Genomic DNA, 26,103 nt, shown 5'->3' with positions numbered 1-26,103 from the left:
ACTCCCACCTATGGGGTGACGTGGGACCCTACCCATTTAAAATCACTGGGATATGGAAAGTTAAAATCCCAACCTAATTTATCCAACATTCTATAAATAACCACTGCGGCTTCTGCCCTTGTGGCATTTTTTTTCGGTACGAAAAGATTACCAGATACGCCCTCCATTATGCCAGCCTTTTTTGCATTTGCTACGGCTTTCTTAGCCCAGTCACTTACCCGATCATCATCAGCAAATGTAGTCTTGCTAAGTTGCTCTTCATCGTATGACGTAAGCTTACCAAATACCCTCATTGATATTGCCGCCATTTCTTCACGGGTTATATAGTCATTTGGCTTCATCCTCTTCCCGTCACCGAGTATTATACCGGCTTCATATGCCGCCTCTATTTCATTGGCATACCAATCTCCTGACTTAATATCGATAAATTCTCCTTTGTACGCTTTTTCTTGAATACCAAGAAGCCTTGTTACCATCGTCACAAATTCAGCCCTTGTTACAGCTTTATCAGGTGCAAAGTTTCTACCATCAATGCCCTGTACCACATGCCTTGAAGCAAGTACCTCAATGGCATCTTTGGCCCAGTGGTTTTTTATGTCTTCAAAGGTTTTATTATATTCAAATGCCGCATATATTGAGGAATTATATGCTTTAAATGTTATTGTATTACTGTCTTTATCTATCTTACCTCCAATATATTCCCATTTACCCGCTGACTCATTATAGGAGTATATGCCTGCTTTTCTTAAATCATTTATACCAGACGCAGGCACATCTAACGTTATTTCTAAAGGCTTTAATATCTTTACATCTTCATTTCCCGCTTTTATTAATACGTCAAACGCATTTGTAACAGGGGTAAAGCCTGACATCTTGTCATATTTACCATTGTCTTTTATGCTTATTTTTATATTGCCATTAACATCGCTGAGGTCCAGTGAATTTTTAGATATTGCAACAGATACAAAACCTGACTTCACTATTATTTTTTTATCAAGGTTTATAGAAGCTTTCAGCACTGACACAGGTATCTCTACTGATTTTATAATCGTACCTACATCGCTAATACTTTTTTCATTATCTCCAAGACTATCACTGTTACCTACTGATCTCGGCAATCTTGTATCCACGAGCATAAGATTGCCAAAGCCAGAAGTATCCTGCCACGAATTGCCGCTAGGATCACACCATGTTACAATGCTGGTTCTCTTGCCTGAATCATCAGCGTCGTTTACTTGCACATCAAATCCGAGTATTTGACCATCGGCTGGCGTTATATCTGTAAGAGGAATTGCTTCTTCTACTATATAACCGGTTGAAGTCTTACTTGTCGCTGATTTAAAGCCTTGAGAATTAGTACTTCCTTCCATTTTCAAATGTGGAATTATCAATTACATTTTTTATCGTCGAGACATCTGAAGAATTAATGGTTACATCATCTATGTTACCGATTGAATTACTAGATGTATCCGAAGATCCTGCAGCCACCACAGCATTAACCGGCATAAAAGCCGTAATAAGCAACATGAAACTAACCAGTAATGACAACAATTTTCTCCTTTTCATTGACGCCCCCTTTTTTTACTGAAATTTAGTTAAAGTCCGTCACACTAAAAAAAGCGGGTTTAGGTTTTTGCTCTTCATCAAATAACAACGGCCAATCTTTCCTGTTTTTAACGGGAAAGTTATCTTTCCATGTGTGTTTATCGCTAATTCCCCAAAAGGTAACCGAGGTAATTACATCTTTATAAGACCTGAATATTTCAAAAAGCTTTTTATAGACCTGAGCCTGAACCTCAAGCATTTCTCTAGAGGGCGCTACTATATCGCGCCTATGGTCATTAAACGCAAACATCGATACATCCAGCTCTGTTATCTGGATTTTAATTCCCAACGACGCATATAACTCTATTGCCCTTTTTAAATTATCAAACAACTCACTATCGTGTATATCCCAGTGTCCCTGAATACCAATTCCGTCAATAGGGGTTCCTTTATCAAGCAACTCTTTTAACAATTTATAAGTCTTTTCCAACTTATACGGCTTTTCGTTATTATAGTCATTATAGTATAGCTGAGCATAAGGGTCCGCCTCTCTTGCTATCCTGAATGCTAACTCAATGTATTCCTCGCCAATAATCTGGTACCATTCAGATTCCCTAAACAGATGATCTTCTTTATCTTCTACCGCTTCATTTACCACATCCCACGCGTATACCTTACCTCTGTAGTGCTCGCAAAGAGCATTTATGTGTAACCGCAATCTTTCAATTAGTAATTCCCTGGAAACTCTATTTCCCGAATTGTCTTTAAAAACCCAATCTGGTGTCTGATTATGCCATACGAAAGTGTGCCCTCTTATTTTCATATTGTTTTTTATCGCAAATTCTACTATTTTATCGCTGTTTTCAAAAACAAAGTTTTTTTCCTCCGGGTGTATCCTTTCAAACTTCATGGCATTTTCGGCGGTTAGACTGTTAAAATGCTCTAAAAGCAAATTTTTTTGCCCTTCATCGCACAAATCTTCTACCGCCACAGCGGCGCCTATAGGAAAATAATCTCTGTAAATTTCTTTAAGGCTTTTTATACCATTATTCAAAAGCAAATTCACCCCTTATTGTTTACTATATCGTTATATTACACCATTGGGTGGCGCAAAGCCACCCAATAGTAAAATCATATAGAATCCGGTTATTTAAGTTGATCTTTAGTGCTGTTGTAGACTTGATTTGCAAGCTTTGTAAGTTCGTCACTGCCCTTGGCCTTGCACTGCTGCACAAATTTATCCCAATCCTTATCCAGTGATGCCTGACCCATTATAAATTTCAACGTCATCTGCTGAACATAATCCATTAATGGCTGGCTTATCATATTAGCCCGCTCTCTCTGACTTTCATCATACAAAATAGGTGGTGCCGGAGGAAGTAGTTCCCTGGTCTTATTTACCTCTTCTGTAAATTTTCTATCTTCGTCCGTCATATAAGAATATGCTAACTCTTTAGGTCCGCCGTACATTAACATAAATACACCACTGCCAAACCCAAAATCTTTTCTTAAATCTTTTGTACCATTAGGATTTAATCCTAAAAAACCGGCTGTGACATCAGGCATTAATTCTATCTTTCCATTAACGACTTTATACGTTGTTCCTTCCACACCCCATTTAGTTAAAGTTTGCCCCTCTTTACTGTACCACAGCCAATCTATAAATTTCAGCATCTGGTGAAAGTTAGGATCTTTTAATGCGTTAGATGAAATCATTATACCATTTTCAAGGCGACTTCCCGCTAAAACTGCTCCTTTTGGTCCTGCAGGTGGTATTATTTTTATCACTTTGTATTTACCCTTGCCTAAAGTCTCATCCATCCTTTGTCTCAAATTAAGCAATTCTTGAGAATTCGTAGTTATCACAAAAGATTTCCCTGTAACAAACTTTTGTATTGCTTGATCATCAGATTGTGTAAAACTTTCAGGATCAAATAACCCTTCTTTAACAAGTTTATTAAAATACGCTAACATATTTTTATAATCTTCTGTAATAGGATAAAAGCCAAATTCATCTTTATCTTTATAATAATACAAACCACTTCCAGCTCCCCATCCTCCAGCAACACCGAATGTAGGAGCCACTATACTTAATAAAGCTTTTCCTTGCCATCTATCTGAAAACGGAATAACATTTGGATATATTTGTTTTAATTTCCTCAATGCATCATACAATTCATCCCATGTATTAGGTACGGGTATATTGTTTTTTTCAAATATATCTTGTCTGATAGCCAAAGAATAATCTGGGACGAATATTTCATGTAAGCCTGGCAAAACGTAAAATTTACCATTTTTCTGCTTTAACGTATTTATTTCGTCCTGCAGATTCCACTCCTTGACCTGTCTTGAGAAATTCGGCATCTCGTTTACGTAATCGCTTATAGGCAGTATAGCACCTGATGGAATAAAAGGTACCTCTTCACCTGGATAGGTTTTAGGTATAATCTCAGGTGCTTTACCTGTGCTTATCAAAAGGCTTCGTTTTTGCGCATAATCGCTCATAGGCACTACCGTAACTTTCAAGGTAACATTAGTTTTGTCTTTAATCGCTTTCCATAATAGCCAATTTGATTTATACGGATAGGCTGGATTATCGTTAAACAGCATAGTAAATTCAAGAGGTTTATCAGACCTGAAATGCTCATTATTTGGGTCCTTAGGATTTGTCGCTTGCTTTGCCTCCTCAGCAGATTGCTGATTCTTTGACGCAGTCGATGTGCTCTTTTTGCTACACCCTGTAAATAAAGCAGATAGCAGGGTTACAACTAAAACCATCACTATCAATGTTTTTATTTTTTTGCCCATAATAATCCTCCTTTTTAAAGTTATTTTAGTTCATATTTTTATTACAATTCCTAATAACCACCTCCTCGCAGTTCAATGAACCCTAACCTTTCAGCGATCCAATCATAACGCCTTTTACGAAATATTTCTGCAAAAAAGGATATACGCACAATATTGGCAAAGCGGTCAATACCATACTGGCGGCTTTTACTGTCGCTGCGATCTGTGTTATATCGTTCACATCAGAACCGCTGCTTACAGCCGTCTGCTGCGCACCAGCAATTACATTCCTCAGATACAGCGACACAGGAAATAGCTCTTTTTTATCCAGGTAAATAAAAGGTCCAAACCAGCTATTCCACATTCCTACTGCGTAAAAAAGTGCCATCGTAGCCATTATCGGCATTGAAAGAGGAAGAACAATGTGAATCAATATTCCATATGTATCCATACCATCTACCGCTGCCGCTTCTTCCAGTTCGGCAGGAATACCTTCAAAAAACGTCTTCATTATTATGACGTTATAAGTGCTTATTGCTCCCGGTAAGACCACCGCCCATATAGTGTTGCGCATTCCCAGCGCATTAACAAGCAAGTAAGTGGGTATTAACCCCCCGCTAAAAAACATCGTAAAGACTATAAAGCCTAGGATAATCCCTCTCCCTTTCAAACGTTTTTTTGAAAGAGGATAAGCCAAAATGGTTGACAAAAATAACGACACAAACGTACCTATAATGGTATATATAATGGTGTTTTTATAACCTAACCAGAAGTAAATTTCCCTTGTAAGTACTTGGTACGTCCTCAATGTAAATCCTTTGGGAAGTAACGTAACCTGGCCTGCGTATACAAATTTTTCACTGCTCAACGACTCCGCCACCAAGTATAAGAACGGATACAGCGTAACAACAACCACTAAAAGCATTACTAACACGTTCACCACTTGAAATACCCTATATTGCTTAGAAACACCTATCACAGCCTAACCTCCCTTTACCACAAACTCATATCTGCGAATCGTCTAGAAATATAATTAGCTGTACTCAACAATATTAATCCTATTACCGACTCAAATAACCCTATAGCAGTCGCATAACTGAAATTATTTGATTCCAATCCCATCCTATAAAGGTATGTCGATATAACATCCGCCGTAGAATAAGTAAGAGGATTATAAAGTAACAAGATCTTTTCAAAACCAACCGACATAAGCCCGCCTATACTTAAAATCAAAAGTATCATTATAGTAGGCATAATGCCAGGTATCGTTACGTGAAGGGTCTGCTGCCATCTATTTGCTCCATCAATTATCGCGGCCTCATACAATTCTGGATTAATGTTAGCTAATGCAGCCAAATATATTATTGCATTCCACCCCATTTGTTGCCATATACCTGATACTATGTAAATGGTCCTAAACCACTGAGGTTCAGCTAAAAAATTTATAGTTTTTCCCGTCAAATGTTTGAGAACCATATTTACAACGCCCGTAGAAGGAGAAAGTATCTCCATTATCATACCTGCTACGATCACCATAGATAGAAAGTGAGGCAAATATGAAACGGTTTGCACAAATCTTTTAAATAACTGGTTTCGCAGTTCATTTAACAATAAAGCAAATACAATGGGAAATGGGAAACTGAATACCAGATACTCTACGCTCAGTATTATGGTGTTTTTAAACACTTGCCAAAACGTCGGATCAGTCCAAAACATTTTAAAATATCTTAAGCCCACCCACTCTGTACCATAGACAGGCCCCCCAGGATAAAATTTTCTAAAAGCTATAACGTTTCCAAACATCGGAATATACCTGAAAATCACATAGTAAATCAATGGCAATATTAAAAGACTATACAGCTGCCAATCCTTTTTAACAGCGGTTAAATTTTTTCTTAGTATAACGTATCTCATGCTCCTCGGCCTTATAGCGTTATATACCTCTGCTTTCATCTGATTCCCTCTTTCTTATCAGATTTGTCTTGGTAAACACATCACATAATCCTATACAGCTTACCCCCCTTTCATTTTATATCAATTCACACCTTTTTAAAAAAACTTTATTAAGTCTACACCTTCATTTTAACTCTCTATAAAAATGTTTTCAAAGTCCAAATTTGGTCAAATTTATTCAATTTCACTGAATATTTGCCGTTTTTTTTTTCAGAATTTTTCTCACGATCTCTTGCTTTTTCGCCGTTTTTCTTCTCTTAACATAAAAAAGACCGAATAAAACTCGGTCTTTTCAACTTTTCCATAAAGGATAAGTAATCCTTTTTACGTTTTCTCCCTCTATGTATAACAATTTACTTAACAAGGCGCTAGCGTCATTACACCCCTTCATTTTCAACTTTAAAGTCTTTTCAGTTCCCGCGTCCAAATCGAAATAATTATCTTCGTACCTCAAATCCACGTCCAAAACATTTAATCTTATGTTTCTTGCATACCTGTCTGTTTTAAGCGTTATATAAATTTCGTCGCCTTCTCTACGACAATCTAAAATACTCAAATTCGCTTGCTTAAACTTGAGTTTATAAAACTCGTAAATGTCAACGAAGAAGTATCTGTTTTCTATTACCCTGTTTCCTGATTCAAACACTACTTTTATATACTCATTGTACTTATCTTTAATATTTAGACTGTCCAACCTCAGTGTACACAATTTTTTAGCGCTGTCTTTGCTTATCGTGCAATTCATCACCTTCTTATCAATGACATTTCCTTCAAAGTCCATATGTAAAACTTTTAACTCCCCTTCAATGTCCTCATCTAATTCACTGCAAGAGTAAATATCATATCCTCCTTCTATCTCATCACATACCAATATAACGTCCTCAAAAGCCCTTTTAGTGTAATAGTAAGTCATCTTGGGCATCTTGTAAAAATCCACTGTAGCCATCAACGTGGGATAAAGCATGCCCTCATTGTTATCCGCCACAGGGTCGTTAAATTTCCAGTAAAGGCACCCTGCGCATGTCCATTTTAATGTCCTAAAGTACTCAATCCAATATTTTAAACCATAAGAGCAATACAGCTGTGTACGGTATATCATTTCGTCAAAGTCGCTACCGCTTTTTATATATCTGTCAGCTTCAGGTACAGAAGATAAAATATGCTCTATATCAAGTTCTTTTTTCAAAAAGTTAAATTTATAGAACGTGTCCTTTTCTGGCAAACATATAAAACCGAATTCACTCATAAACCGCGGCCTAAAAGTCTTTATCTTTTTGTAATACATGACGGCCTTAGGATCCATGGAAGTAATGTAAATATGCATATCCCCCTGATACGGCGATTTGGGATTGTCTCCGCCTTTAGCGTCCACAAAAGGACTGCAAGGAGAGCTGGGCAAATAATATCTATGGGGATCGTATTTTTCCACAGCCTTTTTTATCACTTCTCTGCTGATTTTATCATTAAAAAAGCCATAGGTCATCATTCCCCATCCATAAGCTTCGTCATTTTCGTTATTTCCGCTCCACAAAACCAACGATGTATAATTTCTCAACCTCAAAATGTTATATACGGCTTCTTGATAAACATTGGACAGGAACTCCTCATCCTGAGGATACACGCCACAGGCTAACATAAAATCGTGGAATACCATTATACCTTCCCTGTCACACAGTTCAAAGAACTTTTCGTTTTCATAAATGCCACCGCCCCATACCCTTAACATGCTTATATTGCCCTGCACGGCATAGGATATATAGCGCTCATATTCTTCATCAGTTATATCAGTGTAAACCACATTTATAGGTACCCAGTTGGCACCCCTTACAAACAGGCGCTTGCCGTTTACCTGAAAAATAAACGATATTCCATCCTCCTGAGGCTCCTGTATGATTTCTACAGTCCTTATCCCCAACTTTTGCCTTTTGCTGTCTACGACAGTACCATCTCTTAAAAGGTCCAGCTGAAAATCATATAAATTGGGCTCACCATAAGGTCGCGGCCACCATAGCTGGGCATTTTTAATTTCTATCCCTAATTTCTTGAAATCTTCGTACTTACCTGTATACTCATAAACTTGGTAACCATCTTTCTCGATTTTAACACAAAGGCTATAATTATTTAATGATTCTATTTCGCTTTTTAAATCCACTTCTAAACCTAATTGAGCATCGCCATTATCTATCTTTTGAGTATAAATGTAATAGCTGTCAATGTAATTGTGGTCATACGCTTCTAAATAAACGCCTTTCCATATACCTAAAGAAACACACCTGCCGCAAAAATCCCAGGAATAATTCATTTGCGCTTTTCTAGCAAACAACCTATCATAGGAAGTAGTGGAAAAAAGCCCATATACGCTTCTATTTTCTACATACTTCACCGGTGAGTAAAAGCGAACCACCAGCACATTGCGCCGTCCATAACGCAATTTATCCGTCACATCGAAGCTAAATCCCACAAACATGTTCTCGCAATGGCCTATTTTGACGCGATTTAAATATATATCGCATAAAGTATCCAAACCATCAAATTTTAAATACACTTTATCCTTTTTAAAGTCATCACCCACATAAAATTCCTTATAATATACCCAGTCATTTTCCTCTATCCATTGCTCTTCTTTCACGTCTTTGCCAAAATAATGTCCTTTTATTATCCCAGCTCTTTTTAACGTGGTGTGAATATCCTCAGGAACAAATGCATCCAACCATCCTTCCGGCACAAAGTCGTCTTCCAATATTTCACCTATAGAGGAGCCATAAGGCATATAATTGACTTTCCAAGCTCCATTTAAAAACAACTTTACCATTAATAAATACCTCTCTTTCGTATATTTTAAATTTAATAAAATTTTTTGCTCTTAATAATTTCCCATATTTTTTCTCTTGACTTATTATTTTCTACTTCAAACATAATACTCTTTACAGTTTCTCTCTCCTTTTTATAATAATCCGGGTGGTTAATAGACAACATCAACTTTTCCTCTAAATCGCGTTGCGTATCCACTTTAAAGCCGGGTGTCCAAAAATCATAGGGGTTTAGCAACAATCCCCTGGCGTTTATATATTCTTTAATATCATTATTTATGAAAACTATTGGTCTATCCAATAACAAAAAATCAAAATAGATACTTGAATAATCGGTTATTAAAACGTCTACATCAGGCAGGATTTCGTATAGATCAATCTCTTTGTCAAACAAATGGCTTGAAGACAAAAATATAAAATTATTGCTACCATTATTTTCATAAAGCTTTGAATAATAGCTTTCTTCAAAAGGATGTAACTTTGCAATAAAAATTATATTATTACTCTTTAAAAAATTAAAAAACTATTTACATCAAATGTATCAAAGCCAAAAATATTTTTCTCCCTTTCAATACCCTCTCTTCTGTTCATGTAGCCCAATCTAAACGTGGGAACAAACAAAACAATCTTTTTACCCTCAAAATTTACCTCAGGATACAAAGCTCTCAACTTGCCCGGTGCATATAAATAATCATTTCTAGGAAAACCTGTTAAAATGTAGTTGCCTTTGCAGTTGCCAGTACAAGCATTCATTAACGTGTTGTAAAAAGTGGAAGAAGATACAATATAATTATATCTATTAAAACTATTTATAGCGTATTTTTTGTCCTTTGCCGATATTGTCTTGTCTAACAGCCCCATCGCTTTTAAAGGAATGCCATGCCACATCTGTATCAACAACTGGGATTTCTTACATACAGGCAAATCATGGGTCGTCAAAAGAACCTCTGCCCTCAATAGATTTAAAATGGCCTTAATGTATTTTAATACGCTTCCACCCTCTAATTCACTGTTCCTCACAATTTCTACATTTTTATAACCTACCTCATTTTTTATGTAATCATATAACGCCCACGAATTAGATCCACTAAAAGGAGTATAGTCCATCAGCACTATTTTCCCTTTTTCTGTTCTTACGAGAAACTTACATATATTCATTACTCTTATGAGCAGCCTTTTAGCATAGTAGTTAACCTTGCCCAGCATGTCAATTTCACCTCCCCAGCGCAAACTCCTTCTCTATTATCGCCATTATATCCTTCATGCGGTTGTCCCATGAAGCCTGTTTTGCACATTCAATCCTCTTTTCCACAACGCTCTTATCTTCGCCCATAGCTATTTCGCATTTCTTTATAAAATCCTCATAATCATCGGCGATATAAACTACATCAGTATAATTTTGTACGTGCGGCATCCTGGTGGACACTATAGGTTTTCCCGTTGCCATATATTCATACAATTTAAGAGGACTTACATTTTTAGTCAACTCATTGACTTTAAACACGTTAAGGCATACATCAAAATACTTAATATACCTGGGCAGCTCTTGCTGCTTTCTCGCACCTAAAAAATGCACATTTTGCTTACTCCTAAGCCTGGTAATGTCCACGTCATTGCCCACAGGGCCTATAAGCACTATACTCCAATCTTCTCGTCTGCTGGCAATATAATCTATCAAATCAATGTCCACCCAATCTCTAATAACACCAACGTACCCCAATACCCTGCCTTTTATATTTAAAAATTCCTCCGGTTTTTCTAAATTCTGTGTGTACGCAGAATTAAACAAATCAAAATCCGCTCCATTAGGTATTAAATACGTATTTGGGTTGTACGATTTAACACTTTCATACAAAGTTTCAGCCGTAGCAAAAACCACATTACTTTTTTCGCACAACTCCCTTTCGTACTGCTCCACCAGTTCTTTATTTATTAACCCACTGAATTCAGAATGCTTGTCCACGCAGTCGTACACCAAATACGAGTATTTAACGTATTTTAATAAATCTACATTGTTAGGGAGGTACATCCAAAAAAGAGGCTTTTGTACATTAAACCTTTTAAAAATAATATTTAAGTAAACCGCTAAAAAAAAACTGTTGATTCTATTTACAATCCTATTTTTATTATAAAAAGGAAACACCGGAGGCAACTTTAATATGTAAATATTGTTATCTAATTTCTTCTTCGGATTTTTAATCCAAATGTATAAATCCTCTAATCGTTCCCTATCCTTTAAAGGAGAAATTAAAGTTGAAGGCGGCTCAAAGAAAAATACCCTGTTGCCTTTCGGAAACCTTTTCATTAAATGCTGTATCCTGGTCATTATTGGATCCCAATTAACTGCTGAAAAGCAAACTATATCCATTCCCTATGCCCTCCGCTATTACCATGTTTATAATAAGATTATGTGACATAACCGAAACAATGTCAAGTTATTATAAACAAAAATCTAAAAAAGCTTGGAAATAAGGCAGACAAAGGTTATAATAATGAAAGGATACACATATAAAAAAATTAACGGGAAAGGATGTTACTTAGATGAAAGGTGTAATACTAGCTGCTGGCATTGGCTCGAGGTTGGGTAGAAAACTGCCCAAATGTCTAACCCAAATCAATAACGATGAGACAATAATAGGTAGGCAAATAAGGTTATTAAAAGAAAACGGCATAAACGAAATAATAGCAGTAGTGGGATTCAAAAAAGAACTTATAATGGAATTTTATCCTGAGATTTTATATAAATACAACCCTCTGTATTCCGTGACAAACACGTCAAAAAGCCTTTTAGAAGGAATCAAGGACCTCTACGATGACGTAATATGGTTAAACGGCGACACGGTATTTGATGGAAATATCATAAAACTGCTTATATCTCACCAAGGAAACGCAGTTGCCGTCAACACATCAAGATGCGCTGAGGAAGAAGTAAAGTATAAAACAGATAAAAATGGCTTTATTACAGAGATTTCCAAAAAAGTAAAAGAAGCCGAAGGCGAAGCGGTTGGGATAAACAAAATCACAAAGGAAGATATAGATGAATTTAAACAAGCTTTACTAAAATGTAATGCCGACGATTATTTTGAAAGAGCTATTGAAATAATGATAAACGGCGGTAAAAAATTTAAGGCTATAGATATAGGTGAAAACAGGTGCATAGAGATCGACTTTAAAGAAGATCTTTCCAACGCTATAGATCTGTTTAAAAAATAACAAGGTGAATAATATGAAGAAAATCAAGGTATTACACATCATAGGCGGAAGCGAGCTAGGCGGGGCTGAAATGCATGTTTTAACGATATTTGAATACATAGATAAGTCAACCTTTGAACCTTATCTCATTTGCCTGTGCAAAGGCCCAATGTACGATGAGGCTGTTAAAAGAGGTATAAATGCCATAGTGATCCCAATGAAACATAAATTCGATTTTTCCACGATAAAACCTTTGAAAAATTACATTCTGGAAAACAATTTAGACATCGTGCACACCCATGGTGTAAGGGCCAATACGATGGCGCGGATCGCTGCTTTTTTAGCTCGCAAGCCTGTTGTCACTACTTTCCACAGTTTTATAATGAATGACTATGACAGCAAACTGGAAGCCATGGTAGCCAAATACATGACGCTGGCCACATCGCCTATTTCCACCAAAGTCATTACTGTCTCAGACGCTCTTAAAAATGATTTAATCAAGATGGGTATAAGCGATAAGAAAATTGTGACAATTTACAACGGTATAGATTTTTCTTCTCGAATAGCCACCAAAACGAGAGAAGAGGTATTAAAAGAGCTAAACATTGATCCAATGCAAAAAATAGTAACCACTGTGGCAAGGCTTCAGTCAGTCAAAGGACACAGATACTTTATCGAAGCCGCATGGTTTATTGCAAAAAAGAGAAGCGACGTACATTTTCTGATAGTAGGAGAAGGCCCATTGAAAGATTCGTTGGTAAAACAGGTAAATAATCTAGGTTTACATGATCGCGTTCATTTTACAGGATATCGCAGCGACATCGATAACATATATATAGCCTCTGATATAATATGCGTCACATCTTTGATTGAAGGGCAATCGTTGGTTATCATCGAGGCTATGTGGCATCAAAAGCCGGTAATATCTACAAACGCGGGAGGCCCCAGTGAAATGATAATCAACAATGAAACGGGATTGCTCATACCTCCAGCTAATCCGACACTACTAGCTGAAAAAATCTTGCTACTGCTGGACAACCAACAATTAGCGGCTAATCTGGCTCTAAACGGTAAAAAGAGCGTTGAACGATTTTCCGTAAAAGAGATGATAAGAAAAACAGAGGAGGTATACTTAAGTGTCCTCAAAGAATAAACTCAAAGTTCACCATTTTTGAGAACTTTGAGTTTATTCTTTCTTTTTATCGCTGTCCAGCGATTTTATCTTTTGTACATACATATCCGTAAGTTCTCTGGCGTATTCTTCGGTATAACCCTGAGCGTACACCTTGCACGCGGGTCGGTCAGGGTCTGGCAAAACCATTGCCCAGCCTTTATCATGCCTTATCTTTACCCCTTCTATCTCCTCATCGCCGTGGATTTCTTCCAAAAGGCTGCGCATTACACGCCCTTTGGCATCCCAGCTACAATACACAGTTTTTTTGTCAAAATAAAATGCAGGTAACTTTGTAAGCAATTCTGCCAGCGTAATGCCTTCCTTAGCTATTGTCTCCATTAACTTTAATAAAAAGCTTACGGCGTCAAACCTAAGGTCAAATTGCGTAATACCTTTGATATCAGTTTCATTATCCCTGAGTTTACCCATCCAATCCTGCAACGCCGTTTTTGTATATATCACTTCCCTGTTTTTCGATTTAACCATTTCGCATATAGCGTCAGGGCTATTTACAGGAATAACTATCGGTTCAGTGCCTGGGCCTTGAAGGGCAAGGTAAGATCTCAAAGCTATCATCGTCTCTTCAGAAAGCACTTTGCCATCAGGGCCCTTTAGCCCTAGAATTTCCCCGTTACTGTCGATATAAAAATTAATCTCGCCATTATCACTTACAATGCAACCACAATAATTTAACATACCGGCAAGCAGCCTTCTCATATATTCAGATGAGGTTTCAAAGCTTACTGTAAAATGTCTTCTTCGCAAACTGCTGGCATCAATGGCATTTAACAGCTTAACCATATATATTCTGTCATAAGCCGGTATCACATCTACATTTTTTATATCTTCAGATCCGCACCTTTTAAAATCCCCTTGGTTTAAGGCATTTTCTAATTTTCTCTCTTTATCTTTATCTATGTTGCACCCCTTGCTGTCCAGTATATCAATAACCGATGTTTTATCATCATTTACGCGCTTTATATGCACAGCTCCATTTAATCCATAGTCTCTCACCGCTGAGCGCATCATAGGCAATATCATTGTCCCAAAATCGTAAACGCGAACACCCGTAGACATCAGACCGGATATCAACGCTTTTTTCAACATCTGCGACTGCACGAAGTCATCACAGCTTACGCCTATGTGGTCTTTCAAAACACAAGGTAATGCGCTGCCTAATCTGGCACAAAATTCAGGAGTTATATCGATGTTGACCTGTCCCGCTATGCCATCGTACCCAAATAAATTTTTCTTATATTGACTGCCCCATACAACATCGCTAAACACCACGCTCTCTTGTTCAATCACCTTTTGTGGCCATATCTTTATACCGGGTTTTATTATACTGCCTTCTTTGACTAAAGTGTCGTCACCAATAACGCTGTGCTCAAATGCACATGTCTTGTCTTTTAATTGAACCCTGTGGCAAAGCAAAGAAGCCCTTATCTCACAATTCCTGCCAATATACGAATTGCTCCACACCACGGCCTTTTTCACGGTGGTGTTATCCTCAATTACCACATCGTCTCCGATAACCGTTCCGCTGTCTATCAATACGTTTTTGCCTATCCTGACATTGTCTCCTATAATAACGTAGTCGCTTATCACAGAACCTTCCCCTATTTTAACATTATCGCCCATCCATACCCCTGGTCTCCAAGCCTTTTCCTTTAAATTCACCTGCACCGATCCCATCAGTATATCCCGGTGACAACCCATATACTGCTGTATATTACCTATATCACACCAGTACCCATCAGCGATATATCCATATACAGGCTTGCCTTGCTGCAACAACAACGGAAAAAGGTCTTTACTAAAATCAAACACGCGCCCTTTCTCTATATAATTTAAGACTTCTGGTTCCAAGATATATATTCCCGTATTCACAGTATCGCTGAACACTTCGCTCCACGACGGTTTTTCAAGAAACCTAATAATCCTGCCGTTTTCATCGGTTACAACAACGCCGTATTCAAGAGGAACAGGTACCCTTGTGAGAACAATAGTGACCAGTGAATTTTTGCTTTTGTGATATTCTAACGCTTTGTCAAGCTCAAAATTTGTTAATACATCACCGCTTATCACGACAAAGGTTTCATCCAGGAAATCTTCTGCGTTTTTAACACTTCCCGCCGTCCCCAATGGCTGGTCTTCGATATAGTATCGAATGTTGACCCCAAAACGACTGCCATCGCCAAAATGTTCTTTTATCTTATTAGGTAAATACTGGAGTGTAGCGCACATATCCCTGATACCGTACTTTTTCAACAATTCTACAGTGTATTCCATAACAGGCCTGTTGGCTACAGACACCATGGGCTTGGGGATATTGCAAGTCAACGGCCTTAATCTGCTGCCAACACCTCCTGCCATAATCGCTGCTTTCACTACGCGCCCTCCTCTCTAATTTTATTATTTGATCTTTTGCCTTTTTTATACAAAAAAATAACCCCTAAGGGTTATTTTTTCAATATCTAAACATAAACCTGGATATAAAAGGCTGTTTTATCTCAACAGCTTTATAAGGACATAATTCCTGGCAGCAAAAACACCTTATGCACTTTTCCAAGTCCACGTGGGGTTTTTTGTCCTGCATAGATAGAGCACCTGGGGGGCAATTGGCCGCACATACGCCACATCCTTTACAAACTTCATAAATGAATCTGGGTCTTGGCTTTACATAATTGTCCAAATACTTGACAACAAGAGGAGGAAGTTTACTGGTTAACGCAAAGGTCCTCAGAGCTGGCACGTCGAAATCCTTTATTAAAACTTTTTCCACAGGACATCCCATAACCTCTATGTCTTTTTTTAGTCCCAATCCCCTATCGCTGGCTTTTGCTACCGTTGGAACCTGGTCGGGACCCAATCCAATTATCGATGTAGCTACAGTATCCAGCGCAAATGGGTCAGAAGAAGCCAAAATCAGACCTATGTTTCGAGGTCTTCCGGCAGAAGGGCCATTTCCCTCCATACCTACCACGGCATCCATTATCGTCAATGCAGGATTTACATGCAAGCACAGGTCCACCAAAGCCTCTGAAAAATCTCTGACATCAGGCATGTTCAAATGGTACCCTGCTTTGACTAAACCAGGTACCACGCCAAATAAATTTTTTACTCCACCGGTAAATACAGTCATGCCATGGGTTTTAAACTTTGGCAAAGATATTACCACATTGCAGTCTCTGATAGCCTTCATAAGCGTGACCTGTTTTATGACTTTACCGCAGTAAACTTTCTCCGTGATCTCGGTGGTATCATAATTCAACAAAGCCCCTGTCCTATGCGCAACCTCTGCCATACCCGTTATCCTGTACACGGCGCGAAGTGCCCTTTCGGTAAAAGGACCGCCAGGGCTATTGCCAATCACAGGTATTGCACCTAATTTCTGAACCAGCTTTACCACCGCTTCCACCACTGCAGGATGTGTGGTTACAGCGTCATCCGGCTTGTTTTTCTTTAATAGATTTACTTTTAAAAACACCTTATCTCCTTTTTTTACGAATTTTTCTACTCCGCCCAGGTGCTCTAAGGCCTGAGCTATGGCCTGTTCCACCACGTTTTGGTCATAACTTTCACATTTTACAATAGATACCTTTGTCATACGCACGCTTCTCCTAACAATTTAATAAAAATTTTTCCACCACATGAGCTATGCCGCTTTCATCATTGGTTGGAGCTACATAATCAGCCCATGGCATAACCCTTTCATCGGCATTCCCCATCGCCACTCCCAGCCCAGCATACCTGATCATAGATACATCATTTAAGCTATCGCCGACAGCAATTATCTGACTTCTAGGTATAGCCAGATAATCCGATAAAATCTCAAGGCCCCTTCCTTTACTTACCCCCTTTACCATGATCTCTAGATTGTTCTTGGCTGACTTGGTCACCTCAAAATCGCCGCTTTCTTCAATTTTCTTTTTGACCACATTGTCTAAAAAATCTGTATTGTCATCGCTGACCACAAATTTAACCAGGCTATTTTTATACCTATTCAGCACGTCGTAAGGGTTATCTATTACTTCTATCATTATCTTCTCTTGGGGCGGAAGCCTATCATTCCACTTTTTATACAAAAGTGACCCGTATTTCAGTTCTACCGTAAACAGCTTATCCTCTGTAAAAAAGTGATAATAGAGATTATATTCTCTGGATATTTCTAAAAGCTTAACCATCTCCTCGTAAGGCATATAAGCTTTATATATGGCTTCTTGTCCAGCTGACCTGTATACAATAGCTCCATTACACGCTATTACAGGCACGTCATCGCCAAACAATCTGACGTATTCCTTTATGGCTGGGTATATCCTCCCTGAAGCAAAAGTTATTACCACGCCGCTTCGCTTAGCCTTTTTTAATGCCTCTATATTTTCTTCCGTAGGCATGCTCTGGCTGTTTAAAAAAGTACCATCCATATCCATTGCTATCATCTTGTACTTCATCTCAACACCTCTCTCCTTTTACATTTAATTCTAAAATAAAAAATTAAAGCGGTCAATTGACAAAAATCAGCTTCTCGCATATAATATTAACGGCGTAGTGTTATTGTTTTTAGATAATTATTATTAAAGGAAGGTTTATATGGTAAAAGAAGATTTATCCACTATATTAAAAGAAAAAGGATTTAAGGTCACACCACAAAGATTAGCAATATATGGCATGTTAAAAAGCACTAAAAGCCATCCCAGCATCGACATGATTTATAACAGCTTGAAGGACGACTTTCCCACTATGAGCCTTGCTACTGTTTATAAAACTATAGACATATTGAAAAAATTAAATCTAGTGCAGGAACTCAACGTGGGAGAGGGAAGCTTTAGATATGACGCTAATGTGGCGCCTCATCCCCACGTAATATGTTATAAATGCCATAGAGTGGATGACGTAGATGAAATGAATTTCGAAGAATTGATAGAGAAGGTAAATAAGGTATCTGATTACGACATCAAAAGCCAAAAACTCTACTTTTATGGCTACTGTCCTCAATGCAAAGGGAAGGATACCGTCAGCTGACGGTATCCTTCTTTAATTTATCCATAAACGCTTTTATCCTCTTTACTGCTTCCTCAAGGTCTTCCATAGATGTAGCATATGCCATCCTCACGCACCCTTGCCCATTTTCCCCAAAAGCGCTACCAGGCACAACAGCGACTTTTGCCTCGTGTAAAAGCCTTGTGGCAAACTCTTCAGAGGTAAGCCCGGTTTTTCTAATAGACGGAAATACATAAAAAGCTCCCTTTGGCTCAAAACACTCAAACCCCATATCCATCAAGCTATTTAAAAGGTATTTTCTTCTCCTGTCGTACTCAGCCAACATGCTTTTTACATCGCCCTCTCCGTTTCGCAACGCCTCCAATGCAGCATACTGGCTTACAGTGGCAGCGCACGTCACATTGTACTGATGAACTTTTAACATCTGCCTGGTTAATCCCTCAGGCGCTGCTATGTATCCCAACCTCCACCCTGTCATAGCGTACGTTTTTGAAAAGCCGTTTATCGTCACAGTGCGTTCCCACATATCCTCTATACTGGCAAAGCAGGTATGATCTGTACCATAAGTGAGCTCGCTGTATATCTCATCCGATACCACAATGAGATCATGGCGCTTGACCACCGCAGCAATGTCCTCCAGCTGTTTTCTTGTCATAATCGCCCCAGTAGGATTATTAGGATAAGGTAAAATCAAGACTTTAGTTCTATCTGTTATATACCTTTCTAACACATCCGGTCTAAGGACAAAGTCATCTTCCAGATATGTAGGAACGAAAACGGGTATACCTCCTGCCAGGATAACGCAGGGCTTATAAGCTACAAATGAAGGTTGTGGAATGAGCACCTCATCGCCATTTTCCACAAGAGTGCGAATCGCCACATCTATAGCTTGGCTGGCTCCAATGGTCACTATTATCTCCGATTCCGGTTTATACGCCACATCAAAGCGCTGTTTGAGGTACCTGGATATTTCTTGTCTCAACTCAAGAAGCCCAGCGTTAGGAGTATAAAACGTCTTGCCCTCGTCGAGGGCTCTCTTAGCAGCTTCATCAATGTGTTGAGGTGTGGTAAAATCAGGTTCTCCTATGCACAGCGATATAGCCCCTTCTACTTCATTAACCATATTAAAAAAATACCTTATCGTGGAAATCTCGATGGATTTAGCCCGTTGTGCAACGTATTTATCGTAATCCAAACATATCCCCTCCTGACCTCTCAGATTTATAGATAATTATACATTATATTTTGGATTTGTTCTACTATTGAGTTTTTTAGCGAATAAAAACATGATAAACTTCTTGTTATAAGGTCTTGAAATTTGCAGTATTTATATGTAAACTATTATTGAGTATAGTCACCGCCATATATGTAATTTTTGCGAACAATTAATATTAAATGTACCAAATGATTATCCACTAGGCTACCCTAACAAGGTGGGTAGCCTTATTTATTTGTCAGTTATAATTTTACTCTAAAAAATGAAAACTTTTTTAGTTTTTGAAGGGTATTTTATGTAGCAAACAACAAGGAGGTATTTAAGAGATGCTGTACAGGAAACCTTTATAAGGGTTTATAGCAATATCATTTTTTTTGATCACAAAAAACCTTATTACACATGAAAGAAAGGAGGATTAAAAATGGATGAAAAAATGCTCGATAAAAAAATCCGAGAATCTTTTAAAGGAGACGGATACATCACTACGGCTTAAAAAAGATATATGGGATTAATATTCAATCTAAAATGGAGGTTAAATCTATGAGTATAAATAAAAGAAAATCTATATTTGCCAAGATAGGATTAACAGCAGCCGCTCTTATAATTGCTTTTGCTATTGGTACAAACGCAGGAAAAGCAGCAGTTTCCAAGATTAAAGATATATTTGTTCCTCAAAAGGTTATAGTACAGGATATAGAAGGTCAAAAAGAAGATACCAAAGTAAATCTTAATGAGAGCAATGGATATGTAATATATATAGATGAAAACAACTATAAATTGATAAAACAAGACGGGAAGGACAAAATCATTCCAAAGATAAAGTTGGATGACAGATACCCAGAAGTATACATGGAAATCCAACAAATTAAAGATAAATCTCCCCAAGAGATGGCCACACAGATAGAAAATGAATTAAGATCCCGTTTTGAAAACGTCGAAAATAAAGGCATCATTGAACAACCTATAAGGGCAATATTTATATATGCTCGTAGCGGTCTAAAATGGAATGATACAGTAGTTAAATATTACCTTGTTGATAATAAAAAAGGAGGCACATTTGTAATAAAACAACAGCTCTTTATAGAAGCAACAGAAGGACATGGAGTAAGATTTGACAATATGCTTAAAGAATTTAAAGTGATTAGCTCAGATTGACGACAAACCCCACTTTCTATTACGTAAAAAGTGGGGTTTGTTTTGTCAAAAGCGATGGATTCTTACTCCTTTTGAGCCCTAAGGCTCCTTTTTATCACTTATTGTTTAGATATTCGTGTATCGCAACAGCTGCTTTTTTACCCGCACCCATGGCCAATATAACAGTGGCAGCGCCTGTTACAGCGTCACCGCCGGCATATACGCCTTTGCGGCTGGTTTCCATGGTTTTCTCATTGACGATTATCCCACCCCAACTTTGCTTTTCAAGGCCCTCTGTGGTAGATGTGATAAGAGGATTGGGGCTCTGACCTATCGCTATAATGACCGTCTCTACATCCATTACATGCTCTGAACCTTTTTCAGGTATAGGCTTTCTCCTACCTGATTCGTCAGGCTCACCTAAAACCATGTTTACACACTCTATACCTTTTACATAACCATTTTCGTCACCTATTATTCTCACAGGGTTTGTTAAAAGCTTAAAGACAATCCCTTCTTCTTTTGCATGTTGTATCTCTTCTAATCTCGCTGGCATTTCCTTTTCAGAACGCCTGTACACAATATATACCTCTTCAGCTCCCATGCGCTTAGCGGACCTAGCGGCGTCCATAGCCACATTGCCGCCACCTACAACAACAACCTTTTTGCCAACCTTAACAGGCGTGGGATGATTGGGGAAATCATAGGCTTTCATCAAATTAATCCTGGTCAGAAACTCATTGGCGGAATATACGCCGTTTAAATTTTCACCTGGAATACCCATAAACTTGGGCAAACCCGCACCTGTGCCAATAAAGACCGCATCATATCCCATATCAAATAGGTCGTCAATGGTGAGTATCTTGCCTATCACCATATTCGTCTCTATTTTAACGCCCATCCTTTTTAGCGAATCTATTTCCTTCTGCACAATCACCTTAGGCAATCTAAACTCAGGGATGCCGTACATGAGAACGCCGCCAGGGGTATGAAGGGCCTCAAAGATGGTTACATCGTATCCCAGCTTAGCGAGGTCTCCCGCGCATGTAAGCCCGGCAGGGCCTGAACCTATTACAGCTACCTTTTTGCCATTTTTAGCTGGCAGTTCGACCTTATCCACGCTATTTTTCATATGCCAATCCGCCGCAAACCTCTCAAGCCTTCCTATGGCCACAGGCTCTCCTCTCTTGCCTCTAGTACATACAGATTCGCACTGGCTCTCCTGCGGACATACCCTCCCACATATGGCAGGCAAACTGTTGGTTTCTCTTATCTTCTGATATGCCCCTTCAAAATCCCCTTGAGCTATCAGCTTTATAAATTCAGGTATCTTAACGTGTACAGGACAACCTTTAACACAAGGCTGATTTTTACACTGGATGCACCTTTCAGCTTCCTCTATAGCCATCTTCTCATCATAGCCTAGCGCAACTTCCTTAAAGTTTTTATTTCTTATATCAGGCTGCTGCTCAGGCATCAGCACTTTTTTTGCGGACATGTTAGCCATTTAAAATTCCTCCTAACTTGCACCTGTGTTCATACTCATCCAGCGCCTTTTTTTCCATATCCTTATACATCGCCTGCCTTCTCATAGCCTCATCAAAATCCACCTTATGGCCATCAAAAGCGGGACCGTCTACACATGCAAATTTTACTTCGCCACCAACGGATACCCTACATCCTCCGCACATACCTGTTCCGTCCACCATGATAGGGTTCATGCTGACCATTGTCGGTATATTGTACTCTTTGGTAATCTGGCAGACCATTTTCATCATGACCAACGGACCTATCGCTATAACCTCATCGTACTTGTTGCCATTAGCAAGGAGTTCTTTTAATACATCTGTAACAAAACCTTTATGTCCTTTGCTGCCATCATCTGTAGTTATATAAAGATTATCGCTAACCGCCCTCATTTCATCCTCCAGTATTACGTACTCAGAGGACCTGCCTCCAATTATGCTATCTATTTTAACTCCATTTTTATGGAGCATTTTTACCTTGGGATATAATGGCGCGACTCCAACACCGCCCCCTATAGCTAAAACTCGTTTAACATCAGGGGAAAATTCTACAGGCACGCCAAGGGGGCCTACAAAATCATGTAACCTATCGCCCACATTTAATTTACCTAATGCTTTGGTACTCATGCCTACCTCTTGAAATATAATAGTAACAGTGCCTTTATCGGCATCATAGTCCGCTATGGTAAGGGGGATACGTTCGCCACTTTCGTCAACCCTCACTATGACAAATTGACCCGGCTTTGCTTTTTTTGCCATAAGCGGAGAATTTATAACCATTAACTTCACAGTCGGATTTAACTGCTTTTTTTCTAATATCTCGTTCACGATCCACGTTACACCTCCATTTATATGATAACAGAATTATGCCTGGTTGTACACCAGGCATACAATAATTATTTTTTTGACGATATTTTACGGTTTTAACACTACTTTCAGCGCATTATCTATTTTCTTATCAAATACATCGTAAGCTTTTAATGCATCCTCCAGCGGAAAAGTATGAGTAATAAGGCTCCTTAAACTTATTTTTCTGCCTTTTATAAGCTGTATAAGTTCAGGTATCCTGTTTGCATTAACCAAACCCCATGATAACGTGATGTTTTTATCCCACAATTTTTCCAGCGGTAACTCAACAGGCTTTGAAAATACTCCCACCAGTGATACTCTTCCACCTGGTCTGACAAGGCTCATAGCGGTTTCATAGCTGGACGTACCGCCTACACACTCTATTACCACGTCAGCGCCTCTGCCATCAGTCAGCTCTTTTATCCTCTGTACAGGGTCTTCATTTGCTGAAAGAATTACCTCATCAGCTCCCAGTTCTCTAGCAGCTTCAAGCCTTCCAAAATTTTTTCTCCCTACTGCTACAATTCTTGAAGGGCCAAATAATTTTGCAGACGCTATAGCGCACAAACCAACGGGGCCTGCACCAACAATAGCTACCACATCACCAGGTTTTATGCGAGCATTTTCTACGCCAAAATATGCTGTAGAGAGTATATCTCCTACAAATAATACGTCTTCGTCCTCCAATTCATCGGGAATCAGATGCATGCCTATATCAGCATACGGAACCCTTACGTATTCTGCCTGGGCACCATCTAAGATATTTCCAAATAACCATCCGCCATCTACGCAGTGAGCGTATGTTCCTTCTTTACAGTAAAAACATGTACCACATTGGGTTATGCAAGATACCGCTACTCTATCACCAGGTTTAAATTTGGTAACCTGTGTACCTACTTGTTCCACAACGCCCACAAATTCGTGGCCTATAATCAATCCCGGCTTTACATGATACTCTCCATGCAGTATGTGAAGATCTGTTCCACAAATAGTAGAAGTGGTAACCTTTACAATTGCATCTGTTGGTTTTACTATCTCTGGTCTATCTACTTCATCAACCCTTACATCTTCTGGAGCATGAAATACTACCGCTTTCATTTTTGCCATTTCTATTCCTCCTTTAATAAGCAATATTTGTATTTTAAATTATGAATACTGTGTATTGTATGCATGAATTTTTATAATCTAATTATAAAATAATGTCAACTTATTGTCAATGTAACATTTATACAACTCGATTTTATAATCTGCTATACTGCGTATAATCATAAAAACCCAGTTTTTATTAGCTCTACTCACTAATAAAACACAAGAATATCGCAAATTACTGACATATTATGCACAATCTTCTATAATATCTTTTGTAGTATCAACTTATAGGCCTTGAAACACCGCCTTACAAATTCAGGGTTTATATCCTTTTTGCCAATAGGACAGCCACCCATAGGATTTCTTATAAACATCAGACCGTTAAGGCCTATAATGGGCATTAAAGGGTAAACCCTGCACTGCATGGGTCTATTTTTTCTATCACACACGCCATCGCATTGGAGAAAGTAACCTCTCTTTTCTCTTTCCCACCTGAACACGCCTTTTGTGCTGTATAAGGCATTTCGCTCATGGGGCAAAAGGTATATCCCCAATCCCTCCATAGGTTTACAGCATTTTCTGCCGCACAAAAGGCCGCAATCTCCACCGCCCTTTAGCGGGGATATATCCAGCAATCTGTATGCCTTTTTAAATAACCTGCGGTACTTAAACGACAGAATCTTTCTCGTATAAGAGCCCCTTCGAATGCTTTGCAACAAAATTCCTCCTTTAACAAGCAAAATCAAAGGACTTTGCAACCTTACAACAAATCAGTTTTGCAAAGTCCTCACTTGAATTTACCTTAACCCCATCTTCTCTTGAACACGCCTCAAGGTCTTTTCAGCAATAGCATTTGCCCTTTGAGCGCCTTCGGACAATACTGCCTTTATCTCTTCTTCAGATAAAGCGTAATACCTATCCTGTATACCTTTCAATGTACTTACAGTAACATCAACTAGATCTCTTTTAAGGACGCCATAGCCTTTGCCATCGTACTGTGCCACCACTTCATCCACACTCTGGCCTGTCTGTACACTCATAAGCGATATAAGGTTGCTGAGCCCCGGCTTGTTTTCAGGATCAAAGTATATTCTGTTTTCCGAATCGGTTACAGCTCTCATGATCTTCTTTTTAACCTTATCGGGTGTATCTAAAAGGGATATGCGGCCCATTTCATCCTCTTCGCTTTTGCTCATCTTTTTAGTGGGGTTAGTCAGCGACATTATCCTGGCACCTACCTTCCCTATAAGGGGCTCAGGAACTACAAAGGTCTCTCCGTATCTGTTGTTAAAGCGCTGCGCTACATCTCTGGTAAGCTCAAGGTGCTGCTTTTGATCAGCCCCTACAGGCACGTAATTTGTATCGTAAAGCAATATATCTGCTGCCATAAGATCCGGATATGTGAAAAGCCCTACAGATACATTCTCCTTGCCTTTGCTCTTATCTTTAAACTGAGTCATGCGGCTCAATTCTCCAAAGTACGTCATGCACTCCAAAAGCCACGCCAGTTCACTATGTGCTGGCACATAGGATTGAACAAAAATTGTCACCCTAGATGGATCCAAGCCAACGGCTAAATACAATCCCGCCAGCTGGATTACTTTTTTTCTTAACTCCGTAGGATCTTGAGGCACCGTAAGGGCGTGGAGGTCCACAACGCAAAAAAAGCACTCGTGTTGATCCTGCAATTCTACAAATTGCTTTAATGCTCCAAGGTAATTGCCTATATGTATATCTCCCGTAGGTTGTACTCCTGAAAAAACTCTTGCCAACGCACTTCAACTCCTTAGCATCATGTCAATATTATTATATGCTTTATTATAT

General features: G+C 38.7%; 23 protein-coding genes. 4 read left to right on the top strand and 19 right to left on the bottom strand.

All coding sequences use genetic code 11. The annotated features are described in order from the left end of the window. Nucleotides 1-8 precede the first annotated feature (8 nt). The 10 genes from CALPO_RS0111035 to CALPO_RS0110990 form a co-directional block, all read right to left on the bottom strand. The gene (locus tag CALPO_RS0111035) at nt 9-1,370 is read right to left on the bottom strand and encodes an S-layer homology domain-containing protein (protein ID WP_245589966.1); all 1,362 of its coding nucleotides are present in this window, start codon (nt 1,368-1,370) and stop codon (nt 9-11) included. After that, the gene (locus CALPO_RS0111030; protein WP_156940183.1) at nt 1,354-1,548 is read right to left on the bottom strand and encodes a hypothetical protein; all 195 of its coding nucleotides are present in this window, start codon (nt 1,546-1,548) and stop codon (nt 1,354-1,356) included. Before CALPO_RS0111030 ends, CALPO_RS0111035 begins: the two co-directional genes overlap by 17 nt. 43 nt (nt 1,549-1,591) lie before the next feature. Then, nucleotides 1,592-2,599: an endo-1,4-beta-xylanase gene (locus CALPO_RS0111025; RefSeq protein WP_026487374.1), complete on the bottom strand. Its 1,008-nt coding sequence runs from the start codon at nt 2,597-2,599 to the stop codon at nt 1,592-1,594. Between the two features lie 92 nt (nt 2,600-2,691). Then, a complete protein-coding gene (locus tag CALPO_RS0111020) occupies nt 2,692-4,353 on the bottom strand; it encodes an ABC transporter substrate-binding protein (protein WP_026487373.1) in 1,662 nt (553 codons plus the stop codon). Between the two features lie 82 nt (nt 4,354-4,435). After that, nucleotides 4,436-5,311, bottom strand: coding sequence for a carbohydrate ABC transporter permease (locus CALPO_RS0111015; protein ID WP_245589946.1), 876 nt, complete (start codon nt 5,309-5,311; stop codon nt 4,436-4,438). 14 nt (nt 5,312-5,325) lie between these two features. After that, nucleotides 5,326-6,285, bottom strand: coding sequence for an ABC transporter permease (locus CALPO_RS0111010; protein WP_026487371.1), 960 nt, complete (start codon nt 6,283-6,285; stop codon nt 5,326-5,328). 292 nt (nt 6,286-6,577) lie between these two features. Continuing rightward, a complete protein-coding gene (locus CALPO_RS0111005) occupies nt 6,578-9,097 on the bottom strand; it encodes a beta-mannosidase (protein ID WP_026487370.1) in 2,520 nt (839 codons plus the stop codon). A 32-nt stretch (nt 9,098-9,129) separates the two neighbouring features. After that, nucleotides 9,130-9,582 carry a CDP-glycerol glycerophosphotransferase family protein gene (locus tag CALPO_RS15150; RefSeq protein ID WP_281172782.1) on the bottom strand — a complete coding sequence of 151 codons (453 nt, stop codon included), beginning with the start codon at nt 9,580-9,582 and terminating at the stop codon, nt 9,130-9,132. Nucleotides 9,583-9,602: 20 nt separating this feature from the next. Further along, nucleotides 9,603-10,301 (bottom strand): CDP-glycerol glycerophosphotransferase family protein, encoded by a 699-nt coding sequence (locus CALPO_RS15145; RefSeq protein ID WP_026487368.1) that lies wholly within the window; start codon nt 10,299-10,301, stop codon nt 9,603-9,605. 7 nt (nt 10,302-10,308) lie between these two features. Beyond that, entirely contained in the window at nt 10,309-11,463 is a 1,155-nt protein-coding gene (locus CALPO_RS0110990) for a glycosyltransferase (RefSeq protein WP_026487367.1), read from the bottom strand. A 173-nt stretch (nt 11,464-11,636) separates the two neighbouring features. On the opposite strand from CALPO_RS0110990, the gene CALPO_RS0110985 reads away from it, so the two are divergent. Both CALPO_RS0110985 and CALPO_RS0110980 read left to right on the top strand, forming a co-directional pair. After that, nucleotides 11,637-12,308: a phosphocholine cytidylyltransferase family protein gene (locus CALPO_RS0110985; RefSeq protein ID WP_026487366.1), complete on the top strand. Its 672-nt coding sequence runs from the start codon at nt 11,637-11,639 to the stop codon at nt 12,306-12,308. Nucleotides 12,309-12,321: 13 nt separating this feature from the next. Then, nucleotides 12,322-13,440 carry a glycosyltransferase gene (locus CALPO_RS0110980; RefSeq protein WP_026487365.1) on the top strand — a complete coding sequence of 373 codons (1,119 nt, stop codon included), beginning with the start codon at nt 12,322-12,324 and terminating at the stop codon, nt 13,438-13,440. A 33-nt stretch (nt 13,441-13,473) separates the two neighbouring features. Here the strand turns inward: CALPO_RS0110980 and CALPO_RS0110975 are convergent, their stop codons facing one another. The 3 genes from CALPO_RS0110975 to CALPO_RS0110965 all read right to left on the bottom strand — a co-directional run bounded on the left by CALPO_RS0110975 (nt 13,474) and on the right by CALPO_RS0110965 (nt 17,915). Next, entirely contained in the window at nt 13,474-15,852 is a 2,379-nt protein-coding gene (locus CALPO_RS0110975; protein ID WP_026487364.1) for a sugar phosphate nucleotidyltransferase, read from the bottom strand. A 79-nt stretch (nt 15,853-15,931) separates the two neighbouring features. Continuing rightward, nucleotides 15,932-17,071 carry a DUF362 domain-containing protein gene (locus CALPO_RS0110970; protein WP_026487363.1) on the bottom strand — a complete coding sequence of 380 codons (1,140 nt, stop codon included), beginning with the start codon at nt 17,069-17,071 and terminating at the stop codon, nt 15,932-15,934. Between the two features lie 13 nt (nt 17,072-17,084). Next, nucleotides 17,085-17,915: a Cof-type HAD-IIB family hydrolase gene (locus tag CALPO_RS0110965; protein ID WP_026487362.1), complete on the bottom strand. Its 831-nt coding sequence runs from the start codon at nt 17,913-17,915 to the stop codon at nt 17,085-17,087. Nucleotides 17,916-18,054: 139 nt separating this feature from the next. Here CALPO_RS0110965 and CALPO_RS0110960 point away from each other — a divergent pair, with 139 nt between their 5' ends. Next, nucleotides 18,055-18,486 carry a transcriptional regulator PerR gene (locus tag CALPO_RS0110960; RefSeq protein ID WP_026487361.1) on the top strand — a complete coding sequence of 144 codons (432 nt, stop codon included), beginning with the start codon at nt 18,055-18,057 and terminating at the stop codon, nt 18,484-18,486. Here the strand turns inward: CALPO_RS0110960 and CALPO_RS0110955 are convergent. After that, entirely contained in the window at nt 18,479-19,660 is a 1,182-nt protein-coding gene (locus CALPO_RS0110955; protein WP_026487360.1) for a pyridoxal phosphate-dependent aminotransferase, read from the bottom strand. The two genes, CALPO_RS0110960 and CALPO_RS0110955, sit on opposite strands and share 8 nt — an antisense overlap. A gap of 561 nt (nt 19,661-20,221) precedes the next feature. Here CALPO_RS0110955 and CALPO_RS0110945 point away from each other — a divergent pair. Further along, nucleotides 20,222-20,836 (top strand): hypothetical protein, encoded by a 615-nt coding sequence (locus tag CALPO_RS0110945; RefSeq protein WP_026487359.1) that lies wholly within the window; start codon nt 20,222-20,224, stop codon nt 20,834-20,836. Nucleotides 20,837-20,930: 94 nt separating this feature from the next. Here CALPO_RS0110945 and gltA read toward each other — a convergent pair whose 3' ends face one another. The 5 genes from gltA to trpS all read right to left on the bottom strand — a co-directional run bounded on the left by gltA (nt 20,931) and on the right by trpS (nt 26,051). After that, nucleotides 20,931-22,322, bottom strand: coding sequence for an NADPH-dependent glutamate synthase (gene gltA / locus CALPO_RS0110940; protein WP_026487358.1), 1,392 nt, complete (start codon nt 22,320-22,322; stop codon nt 20,931-20,933). After that, nucleotides 22,315-23,169, bottom strand: coding sequence for a sulfide/dihydroorotate dehydrogenase-like FAD/NAD-binding protein (locus CALPO_RS13835; RefSeq protein WP_035172580.1), 855 nt, complete (start codon nt 23,167-23,169; stop codon nt 22,315-22,317). The genes gltA and CALPO_RS13835 overlap by 8 nt, the downstream gene beginning before the upstream one ends. A gap of 87 nt (nt 23,170-23,256) precedes the next feature. Continuing rightward, entirely contained in the window at nt 23,257-24,297 is a 1,041-nt protein-coding gene (locus CALPO_RS0110925) for a zinc-binding dehydrogenase (protein ID WP_218915185.1), read from the bottom strand. Nucleotides 24,298-24,539: 242 nt separating this feature from the next. Beyond that, complete coding sequence (locus tag CALPO_RS0110920; protein ID WP_026487356.1) at nt 24,540-24,995, bottom strand: hypothetical protein; 456 nt, start codon at nt 24,993-24,995, stop codon at nt 24,540-24,542. Nucleotides 24,996-25,076: 81 nt separating this feature from the next. After that, complete coding sequence (trpS, locus tag CALPO_RS0110915) at nt 25,077-26,051, bottom strand: tryptophan--tRNA ligase (RefSeq protein ID WP_026487355.1); 975 nt, start codon at nt 26,049-26,051, stop codon at nt 25,077-25,079. Nucleotides 26,052-26,103 lie beyond the last annotated feature (52 nt).

Source organism: Caldanaerobius polysaccharolyticus DSM 13641 (genome assembly GCF_000427425.1).
Classification (GTDB): Bacteria; Bacillota; Thermoanaerobacteria; order Thermoanaerobacterales; family Caldanaerobiaceae; genus Caldanaerobius; species Caldanaerobius polysaccharolyticus.
Note: the sequence above shows the minus strand (reverse complement) of the source record. Positions and strands in the feature narration are given on the sequence as shown.